13 protein-coding genes are annotated in these 9,414 nt (G+C 29.6%); all 13 read right to left on the minus strand.

From position 1 onward, the window contains the following. Positions 1–2,857, minus strand: a 2,857-nt coding sequence (locus J7G74_RS01245; RefSeq protein ID WP_297130776.1) for a phage tail protein, incomplete at its 3' end; no start/stop codon positions are given. Positions 2,858–2,875: 18 nt separating this feature from the next. Beyond that, a complete protein-coding gene (locus J7G74_RS01250; protein WP_297130779.1) occupies positions 2,876–3,262 on the minus strand; it encodes a DUF1617 family protein in 387 nt (128 codons plus the stop codon). 2 nt (positions 3,263–3,264) lie between these two features. Continuing rightward, entirely contained in the window at positions 3,265–3,510 is a 246-nt protein-coding gene (locus J7G74_RS01255) for a hypothetical protein (RefSeq protein WP_297130783.1), read from the minus strand. Positions 3,511–3,559: 49 nt separating this feature from the next. Further along, the gene (locus tag J7G74_RS01260; protein ID WP_297130789.1) at positions 3,560–4,240 is read right to left on the minus strand and encodes a phage distal tail protein; all 681 of its coding nucleotides are present in this window, start codon (positions 4,238–4,240) and stop codon (positions 3,560–3,562) included. A gap of 1 nt (position 4,241) precedes the next feature. After that, a complete protein-coding gene (locus tag J7G74_RS01265) occupies positions 4,242–6,191 on the minus strand; it encodes a tape measure protein (protein WP_297130792.1) in 1,950 nt (649 codons plus the stop codon). A 70-nt stretch (positions 6,192–6,261) separates the two neighbouring features. Next, on the minus strand, positions 6,262–6,867 hold the full coding sequence (locus J7G74_RS01270) for a hypothetical protein (RefSeq protein ID WP_297130795.1): 606 nt from the start codon (positions 6,865–6,867) through the stop codon (positions 6,262–6,264). 94 nt (positions 6,868–6,961) lie between these two features. Then, positions 6,962–7,231, minus strand: a complete 270-nt coding sequence (locus tag J7G74_RS01275) for a hypothetical protein (protein WP_297130797.1) — start codon at positions 7,229–7,231, stop codon at positions 6,962–6,964. 80 nt (positions 7,232–7,311) lie between these two features. Next, positions 7,312–7,638, minus strand: a complete 327-nt coding sequence (locus tag J7G74_RS01280) for a hypothetical protein (protein WP_297130800.1) — start codon at positions 7,636–7,638, stop codon at positions 7,312–7,314. Positions 7,639–7,652: 14 nt separating this feature from the next. After that, a complete protein-coding gene (locus tag J7G74_RS01285; protein WP_297130803.1) occupies positions 7,653–8,066 on the minus strand; it encodes a phage tail tube protein in 414 nt (137 codons plus the stop codon). Continuing rightward, positions 8,066–8,404, minus strand: a complete 339-nt coding sequence (locus J7G74_RS01290; protein ID WP_297130806.1) for a minor capsid protein — start codon at positions 8,402–8,404, stop codon at positions 8,066–8,068. Before J7G74_RS01290 ends, J7G74_RS01285 begins: the two co-directional genes overlap by 1 nt. Continuing rightward, positions 8,404–8,766 carry a hypothetical protein gene (locus tag J7G74_RS01295; protein WP_297130809.1) on the minus strand — a complete coding sequence of 121 codons (363 nt, stop codon included), beginning with the start codon at positions 8,764–8,766 and terminating at the stop codon, positions 8,404–8,406. Before J7G74_RS01295 ends, J7G74_RS01290 begins: the two co-directional genes overlap by 1 nt. Next, complete coding sequence (locus J7G74_RS01300; RefSeq protein ID WP_297130812.1) at positions 8,763–9,044, minus strand: hypothetical protein; 282 nt, start codon at positions 9,042–9,044, stop codon at positions 8,763–8,765. Before J7G74_RS01300 ends, J7G74_RS01295 begins: the two co-directional genes overlap by 4 nt. Further along, positions 9,038–9,414 (minus strand): hypothetical protein (locus tag J7G74_RS01305; RefSeq protein WP_297130815.1); only part of this gene is annotated, 377 nt, incomplete at its 5' end. The genes J7G74_RS01300 and J7G74_RS01305, both read right to left, overlap by 7 nt.

The following is a 9,414-nucleotide window of genomic DNA, read 5'->3' on the forward strand; positions in this document are numbered from 1 at the left end:
CTAAACTTGTTACCTTATTACCAGTAGTTGTTTGATTCGTTTCTACAGCACTAACTCTTGAAGTAATTCCATTTAGATTAGTTTCTATAGTAGATACTTTTGATTTAGTAGAAGATATTTCAGTTTTATTTGCATCTATCTGTGTTTGTATATCTTCTGGAGCAGGTGTCCAGTCAGTATCTTTAGTACCAACTTCTAATTTAAGATTTTTATAATAATATATATTGCCACCAATTAATCCCCAAAATCCAAATAAAACAGCACCCTTTTTATCATCACCAGTTTGAGTATATGTAAAAGATATTCTTTGCCACTTGTCACTTGCTTGTATATAATTACCTTTGCTGTAGTTTTCGCTAGGATACCAATAAAATCCAATTGTTGTAGGAGTTAATATATCAAAAGATATAGTATATGTTTTATTTTTAAATTTAGTTTCTGATGTGGCTACTTCTGTATTATATACATTACCGTTATTTATAGGAGATATTTTTACACAATCATTTTCGATTGTAGAACAATTTCGATTTCCATTGTCAGAACCATTTAGCAATATAGTTTTACTATTTAAAATTAAATTTCTTCCACCTACTTGCAATCCATCAACCTTACTATTAGCACTATTTGCAGTATTCAATGCATTTGTAGCATTAGTATTCGCAGTATTTGCAGTATTAGTAACTGTAGTTACTTTTGTTTCAGTACTAGATACTCTTTGAGTAATGCTATTTAAGTCTCTCTCTACTGTATTAACTCTAGTTTCTACTCCTGTAATTTTACCAGTATGCTCATTGATAGTAGTTGTATGACTTCCTATAGTTGACTTCATAGAATCAACTGTAGCTACAGTCCTATTATAATCATCCTTAAGCAATATAGTTTGACCATCTTTTACTATTTGAGTATTGTTAATAGCAGTAGTTATTTGACCTTGCATGACTCCTATAGTAGTACTATGAGATTCTGTTAATGATTTAGTTCCATCTGCTTGCGTCTTAAGACTATTGAATGCTACTTCTAGTGTTTGATTTTGATTATTTAGCATTATCTTAGTAGATTTAATAGTACTTGTGTTGGTATCTTTATTAAATCCAGTAGCAAAACTTGAGTAATTAATTTGCTTTTCTCCTACAGCATCGCTTGCTATCATACCACTAACTATTAAATCATCAGCTATTGCATTGGCCTTAACTCCTGTATGATCTATAAGAACACTTTGACCATCTTCTCCACGAATAATAAAATTAAAATTGCCTTTAGAGTCTTTCCCTATTTGAACTCTTACTTTATTATTCTTGTCTTTAAATTGTTGTGTTGCTCCTACTATCTCAATTCCACCATCATCAGATTTAATTCTGAATTTGCTAGTACTAATATCACCTGCATTAATTTTACTTACATCTAAACTATCTATCATAGCATTTGTAATAAATCCATTTGCTATTGTTAACTTATCTGATGTTATTCCACCAGCTTGGATATTTTCCCCAGTTATATTCCCAGCTAATAATGTATTTATTTTACCAACCTCGGCTTCTACTGTACCTATTTTAGCGGATACAGCTTCTAGTTGAGTTATAGTAGCACTATTAGCTTTTAAGTCATTTATTTGAGCTGTATGAGTTACTGTAAGCTTATCTATAACCCCTACATTAGCTTTTAGTGTTCCAAATTCACCCTCTATAGCTGAAAGCTTCCCAGTTATAGTAACATTCTCAGCTTTTAAATTAGCTATTTCTGCATTTATTACCGTTAAGTCAGTTATTTTAGCAACTTCGGCTTCAAAGTCACTTATTTGTTCTGTTGTTATACTGTCAACCTTACTTCCATCTAATGTTCCATTATCTGATGTGATATTATCAACAACTTGATTTTTAGCTTCATTTTCCTTTTGTAATTCTTCAAAAGTAAGTTGTGTATTTCCTAATTCACAAGTGTTTTGAGTAGGATTCTTAGGATATTCTATATACTTAACTATTCTTTGCTTATCCCTAAACTTTTCTTTCTTAGATAACAGTGTTATAGTATCACCTAAAAAGAAATCTAAAAATGAATATTCTTCACTTTGTTTTGCTAAATCTACTATATCAGCTTGATAACTACGCTTAGGTTTAGATAGTTCATCTAGTTTAGCTTCTGCATCTTCTTTGAGACTATTTACATCTGTATATCTGTTATCTTCCCATATTAACTCTATAATCTTATTTGAGTATTGAAAGTTCTCTATGTATTCTTTGCCACCATTTACAGATGCTATATTTAATCCATCTTTACCATATGGATATAATCTAGTTGCATAATCATATGTATCACTTGGAATTGAAAAAGATTTTAAATTTAGTTCATCACTAAAATAAACTCCTTTATCACTTCCGAATTGCTCATATACATAAATAATCTTATTGATAGCATCATACCTAAAATCAACTCTAAATACTTTCCTAATTTCTCTAAGTACTTCTAAAGCATTAGTATTTTTAAGTCTTACAGTTCTTCTCTTAGATATATTATTATCTGCTAAAACCCAGCCAGTACCAGCTATAGCTAATCTAATCGTTTCAGTAATATTATTGTTACTTGTATCAAAATTAGCTATAGACTTACCTTTTATATCTTCTATATTAACTACACAAGAATATCTTTTTAACTCTTGTGCTGGGTCTATTGCTTTAATTACATACTCATTATTTTTGTTCCTTACATATCCTTCTTCTTCAACTAGGTGTATATTTTCATCGCAAATAGAAAGAGAGAACTCTGTTAAGTCCTCTCCACTAAGTAAGTATTCTATTTTATAATCTTTTAAATTAGTAAGAACACCAATAGCCTTATGTTCTTTATTATATAACTTTAACATGTCCTTACCTACTTTCTACTATTCTTCTATCATATAATCTATTAACATAAGTTCTGCAGGAGTCATATCGCAGTTGCTATTTAATAAATCATCTTTATTAAACTTATGTATATCTATATCAATTTCTATATCTAATAGCTCATTTATATCTTTGCTCCAAGAATCAAGATGTTCATCAGCTATTTTAAGTTGATTATTTTCATCTATTATAGCTTTTCCTTCTTCATCTTTAACACAGTATTTATCTATTAATTTTTGTCTTTCTTTATTATATATTTCTAACTCTCTTTCAATTTTAGATATGTTTTTAGCTATTGCATAAGATACTTTAATCGGTAGTTGTTTATGAGTTAAAGTTCCTAAAAAGTTTGAATCATTTACTATTTTTCTATTAGTTAATATCATAATTATTTACCTACCTTTCTTGATGTTGCATTTTCATCTTCTACTTTATATACTTCATCTTCAAATTGTTTCATATCTGCTCTTACTGTTACTTTATTAGCAGTGTAAAGTTCTTGATTTGCTATACTTTTATTTATATTTGCATTTGTATTTCCATCAGTTCCTATGCTTGCACTCATATAAACAGCTATTTGACCTTCTATCTCACTTGTAGCATTTAACGTAATATTTTTATTTATCTTTAACATAATTTATCATCCTTCCAATTTTGAATATAAAAAAAGAACCCTATAGGCTCTACCATCTTTCATTATATTTTATTTTTAAATTTACATCTGCTCTATTAACTGTTATGTTGTTTGTACCAGGTTCCAATATAGGGAACTGCCACATCTCAACATCATTTATCTTAGATTTACCACCTGCTATAACCTTGCCAGAGCCAATATAAATAGTTTCATTTCCTTTTATGTTCTTAACTACTATTTCAGTATCATTAATAGTTACTGTATAACTAATTACATTAGTATCAGCAGATAATTCTAGATTTGCATAGCAAGGTTTAGGACTGTTTATGCTAATAGTAGTATTTTGTGTGGTTGTAATACTCTTTTCATCTTGATATACATCCAGTACACTAAATTCTACTTCTAATATATATGTAGTTGTATTTATAATTTCAGGTTCTTTGCTATTATTTACTTCAACTTCATAATATAAATTATCTCTTTCAAATATACAATCCTTACATTCTTCTATGAATCTACTTATATTTTTTAGTATTAATTCTCTATTTTCACCTTTAAATAAAAATTTTGTATTCAACTGCCTATAAGTCTCTGTTTTTCTTCCTTTAATAGGCTTGAGGGTTCCTTCATTCCAAAATCCATTGTTATTATAATTACTAGGACTGGCGGTAAATGTAATAACCTTACTTATTCCAAATAAATTTAATTCCTTATTGTTTATAGTTGTCATTTTATAACCCCCTTACTGCTCTACCCATATAAGGTGACATAACTTCAAATACTTTTCTTCCGTCTATATTTATTATTATAGGTACTTGTTCAGGCTTAGGTTCTAAAACAACATGTGTGTTATTATTTGAATTAGTCTTAATTCCTCTTAAATTAGCATTATATCCACCTATGACACTACTAGCTAATCCTTTACTAGCCTTAGCAACTCGATTATTCTCATCATCAATACCTATTGCAAGACCTTCTCCAGTCCATTTACCAAATTGCATAAATACTTTCGAAGGTGAGTTTATGCCTAAGAATTTTCTTACACCTTTTACTGCGCCTTCTGCAACACTAGTAATAGCTCCTACTACATTACCAGCCATATTTTTGATACCATTTATAAGACCTTGTATCATGTTTTTACCTATAGAGAATAAATTAATTCCTTTTAGTACGTTTACAGCTTGATTCATAAAGTTGCTTATAGTAGTTGGTACCTGTCTAATATTACTAATTACAGAATTTAATAAATTAGACATCATTGTTTTAGCCACAGACCATAAGGCTTGAAATGCATTAGCTCCAAATGTTCTCAAAGTATTAAAATTACTTGTTGCTCCACTAAGTAGATTTTTTACAAAATTAATACAAGCTGAAACGCCTTGGCTAAATAAATTCTTTCCAGCATTCCATAATCCTGTAATTAAATTAGGAATACCAGTAGCCATATTTTTAACTAAACTTATACCTTTTGCAACAAAATTTACTTGCATCCAGCTTATTACAAAAGCAATTGCATTAGAGAAAATCTGTTTTATACTTTCCCAACAACCTTGAAAATTGCCTTTAAATAAGTTTTGGAAAAAGTTAATTACTCCATCTATTACAGCTAATCCACTCTGAACTATAGTACCTATCGCAGTTATAGTATTAAGTATAACGTTAGAAATAAATCCCCATACAAAGGTTATCAAAGGCATTAACCAACTAGAGTGTTCGTTCCAAAAGTTAGTCATAGATTGAATTATAACTCCTACAGACTCTCCCATAGTAGTAAATATACTTATTGCAGTTTGCACGAAAGGTTCAATTCCAGGAGCAAATCTTTGGATTGTTCCCATAAATCCAGCTTCTGAACCTAATGACTCTGCGATTTTATCTAATACATCTCTTACTTGAACTGCACCTTCTTTAAGTTTATCGAATATAGGTTTAGCTAAAATACCACTTATTTGGCCTATTGTATCAGAAATAGTAGACTTTATACCATTAAAACTCTCTGATAGTTTAGACATACCTCCTTCTGAACTTTTGGCAATTCTATCTAATGCTTGATTATATATATCCGCTGATATTTTACCTTCAGACGCTAGTTTTCTGATTGAATCTGCAGGGACTCCCATAACAGCTGCTATATTTTTCATTATAGGTATAGATCTATCTTCTAAAATATTTAAATCTTCTGTATAAGCTACACCCGCATTTTGTACTTGAGAATATTGCCTAACCATTTCTTGCAATGAGTCTGATTGCACATCAAATGCACCAGCTATATCACCAAATTTAGTTAATTGATCAAATAATTTTTCTCCTTCAAATCCTGCATTATGTAAAAATCCTGCCATTTTATCTACTCCTATTTTTTCAAAAGGAGTTGTTGCAGCAAACTTTTCTATGTCTTTAAGCATTTTATTTGCTTTTTCTTGAGTTCCTAAAAGAGTTTCCCATTTTATGCGAGATGTTTCGAGAGTTGCATTATAATCTATACCTGCTTTTGTAGCATCTAAAAATCCAGTAACAAGCTTTTTACCTACATCGTAAACCATGAATGATGCTACTTGCTTACTTATCGAACCCAGAACACTACCAAACCCACTTGCTTTTCCTTTTGCTTGATCCATGCCCCTATCGAAATTAGAGGTGTTAGCATTTAATTTTACAAATAACTCACCTATAGTAGCCATTTTCTCACCTCGCTTTCTATTTTGAGTATAAAAAAAGTAGCAGATATTGAATCTACTACTTTTAAAGTATTTATTTTAAATTCACTTCAAGTTTATTATCTTTATAATAATCATCGTCGTAATTATCAGCAGTTCCATTTTCATGGTTTGAACTCCATGCCATCTTAAAACTAGCTAAGTCCTCTACAGAAGTTTTGTCTAAATTAAATAACACATGTCCTTCTTTAGTTACACCTTCATGTATATCACCATCAAAACTTTCACTAGCAAGCATATCAGCCTCAACTTGTTCCCCAGTATTAGTTATAAAAGTTGCTTGAGCTGGATAAGTACAAATCATAAAATCATTATCATTCTTTATCTCAAAATTAACTACTACTGTTACTTTATCTTTATTTTCATCAGTAACTACCATCTCATTTTGATTATAACTTTTAACTGCATCTGTCATATTATCAAACACACTTACTTCCTTAATTGTTTGAGTTATTCCAGAATCTTCTGTTGTTGCCCCTTCTACTTCATAAGTAGTTCCTTTATTTTTAGAAGCATCTTTACTCTGTTCTTGTGATTGATCATTACCGCTAGCACTTTTATTTTCCGGCGAACTACTACACGCAACTAAAGATATAGATATAATTCCAACTGAAACTAAACTTAATAATTTTTTTAACATTATTTTACTCCCCCTCAAAACAATATATAGTTTCATTACAATGTAATTATATATTATCCTTTTTGTAGAATGGTGTAGAAAATTGATTTTTTATTTATTTAGTTATTTTTATACCTTTATTAGTTATCTTATAGTTAAGATTATTTTTTTTAGCAAACTCAATTAACTCTAGATCATCTTCTGTAAGTTGCCTTTTTTCTTGTAATGTAGGAACTTCTCCTATAAGACTTTCGATAAATTCCTGTGCATTGTCTATTTCAGCACCTAATAATTGAGCTATCCATAAACCTAACTTAGCAAATTTACTTATATCTAAATAATAGTCTATCTCCTTTGAATATACAGCTATATCACTATTATACATTTCAGTTTTTTCTCTAATTGTTAATTCTTCGATATCAGTCTTTTTATATCCGTATTCTCGAGCAAAGAAAACTAATTCCTCTATGCTAATTTCATAACTTGAGAAATAACCTTCTTTGCTCCTGTAAAATTTACCTCTATAAATGCCAATAATAAAGCTTCTAATTCAGATACATATGCATCTTCTATATCCTCTACATTTAACTGAGGGAATAGTATAATTATCTTATCCTCTAGCTGTTCAAATATAACATTAAATACATCATCAGTTGTCTTATTATCTAAATCAGTTTTTAATAAATCATTAAAACTTACTGAAATATCTTTAGATAATTGCTTTAATTCTTTTATTTTCTTTTCTACAACTAATATTTCTCTATCTCCAATTTTTACAACTTTATTTCTCATAATTAATATTCCTCCTATGCCGGTAAACTTGATTCTTCTAGTCCAGTCAATTTACCAGTGCCTTTAGCTTTTATTGATAATTTAATTTTATCTTTTGTTGCAACTTCTACATCTATTCCTGTAATTTTAATATTTCCAGTAAAATCAGCTTTTGATGCACTTTTATCTATATATAAAGATATAGGTAAACTTGATCCACTAGCCATAGCAGTCATTATAGCTTGTTGACCGGTTTTATCAGATTTATTAAATATACCTTCCATAGATACTTCATATCCTTTTGTAGAGATTTCAGTCTCTTCCCAACCTTCACTATCAAAAGTTGTTACATCTACCTCATTGGCCTTTATATTAAGTTTCCAGTTTTCTATCTTAGTTATCTGATTTTCACCAGTCTTAATTGCACCTTTTTCTCCTGTTAAAGCCATTACTTAACACCTTCTTTCATAATTATGTAATTAACACTAAATTCACTTCTGCCTTTTTCATCTTTTCCTAAAGAAAAAGGACTTTGTTCAGGCTTATAACCTTCTAATTTATTTAATAAACTAAATATACTATTTATAACTTCTTCACATTTAGCATAACTTTCATTTCTTACTATAACTTGCAACCCTTTATGTTCAGTAGTAGTATCATCAAAATAAAAAGTAGGCTCTAGTCCACTAGTACTAAATAAGCCTACTCCATTTCCATCTCTCAAACTACCTATAGTAATAGTTTCTGTTATTCCATTTTCTTTTAAATAATTTAATATGTTTTTCATTATTTTAAATTCCTTACTATAGCTTCTCCTATTGCATCTATATATTTATTAACATTTTCTCTAAAAGGTTTTTCTAAGAACTTAGCGCCCCCACCTTTAGGATGACTATATTCAGTATGCTCATGTTGTCTTGCTGTATAAGGTAAATCAGAACCTACTTTCCAATCTAAATCACCTTCTTTTCTAGGATTAGCTAAATCACCTCTTAAATCTCCATTTAAAATGGGAGCAGCATCACTACACTTGCTTCCTAAATCTAAAGCTACATCTGCTAATTCAGATGCAGTAGCTTTAGGAGCAATCTTTGCTATTTGACCCAATTTAGCATTTAATTCATTTAATCCTTTTATCTCTATGCTCATAGTAAATAACCTCTATATCCTATAATTCCTTCTAAATCAGTAGCAGAGTTTATAGCTATTACTTTCATATTATTTATATAGTCACCTACCTTAATAGGCTCAGTGCATTGTATAACACTACTTGTAACTACTATATCACCTTTCTCATTTGTAACTTGCTTAAACTTTTCTACTAATCTACAAGCTATTTCTTTTTCTTCAAATGTTGGCTCATTATAATCATTGAGTCCAACTTTCTTTTTATAAATAACCTTCATAGTCATATAATCTTCTAACATATTTCATAACTCCCTCTTAGATAAGGTCTAAGGTATGCCATAGCTTCACTACAAACTTTATTTATAGCACTAGATTTTATTTTGCTAGTATCGTAACTTTCACTAAGTCCTTCTACTGAAAAAGAAGTTACACCTTGTTCTATTAATTTACTTCTATTAGAGTTTTGAGTTTCAATTAAATATAATGCTTGTTCGCATATAGCTCTTAAAACATCATCATTATTAAAATCTATGTCTTTGACTAGATTCAACCTTTTAATTTGATTAGTGGCCATTTTTAAAGACTGTTCTTGTTGACTACTTGTAGCTTCTAGCCATTTTTCTGCAAATAACCTCTCATTATTAAAATAGCTATAAGCATCTTCTATAC

The organism is Terrisporobacter sp., from assembly GCF_017888745.1.
Classification (GTDB): domain Bacteria; phylum Bacillota; class Clostridia; order Peptostreptococcales; family Peptostreptococcaceae; genus Terrisporobacter.

What these genes read in the sequence shown, in the direction of transcription:
- J7G74_RS01250 (WP_297130779.1), bottom strand. Translation starts at nt 3,262, where the DNA reads ATGATATTAACTAATAGAAAAATAGTAAATGATTCAAACTTTTTAGGA.
- J7G74_RS01255 (WP_297130783.1), bottom strand. Translation starts at nt 3,510, where the DNA reads ATGTTAAAGATAAATAAAAATATTACGTTAAATGCTACAAGTGAGATA.
- J7G74_RS01260 (WP_297130789.1), bottom strand. Translation starts at nt 4,240, where the DNA reads ATGACAACTATAAACAATAAGGAATTAAATTTATTTGGAATAAGTAAG.
- J7G74_RS01265 (WP_297130792.1), bottom strand. Translation starts at nt 6,191, where the DNA reads ATGGCTACTATAGGTGAGTTATTTGTAAAATTAAATGCTAACACCTCT.
- J7G74_RS01270 (WP_297130795.1), bottom strand. Translation starts at nt 6,867, where the DNA reads ATGTTAAAAAAATTATTAAGTTTAGTTTCAGTTGGAATTATATCTATA.
- J7G74_RS01275 (WP_297130797.1), bottom strand. Translation starts at nt 7,231, where the DNA reads ATGTATAATAGTGATATAGCTGTATATTCAAAGGAGATAGACTATTAT.
- J7G74_RS01280 (WP_297130800.1), bottom strand. Translation starts at nt 7,638, where the DNA reads ATGAGAAATAAAGTTGTAAAAATTGGAGATAGAGAAATATTAGTTGTA.
- J7G74_RS01285 (WP_297130803.1), bottom strand. Translation starts at nt 8,066, where the DNA reads ATGGCTTTAACAGGAGAAAAAGGTGCAATTAAGACTGGTGAAAATCAG.
- J7G74_RS01290 (WP_297130806.1), bottom strand. Translation starts at nt 8,404, where the DNA reads ATGAAAAACATATTAAATTATTTAAAAGAAAATGGAATAACAGAAACT.
- J7G74_RS01295 (WP_297130809.1), bottom strand. Translation starts at nt 8,766, where the DNA reads ATGAGCATAGAGATAAAAGGATTAAATGAATTAAATGCTAAATTGGGT.
- J7G74_RS01300 (WP_297130812.1), bottom strand. Translation starts at nt 9,044, where the DNA reads ATGTTAGAAGATTATATGACTATGAAGGTTATTTATAAAAAGAAAGTT.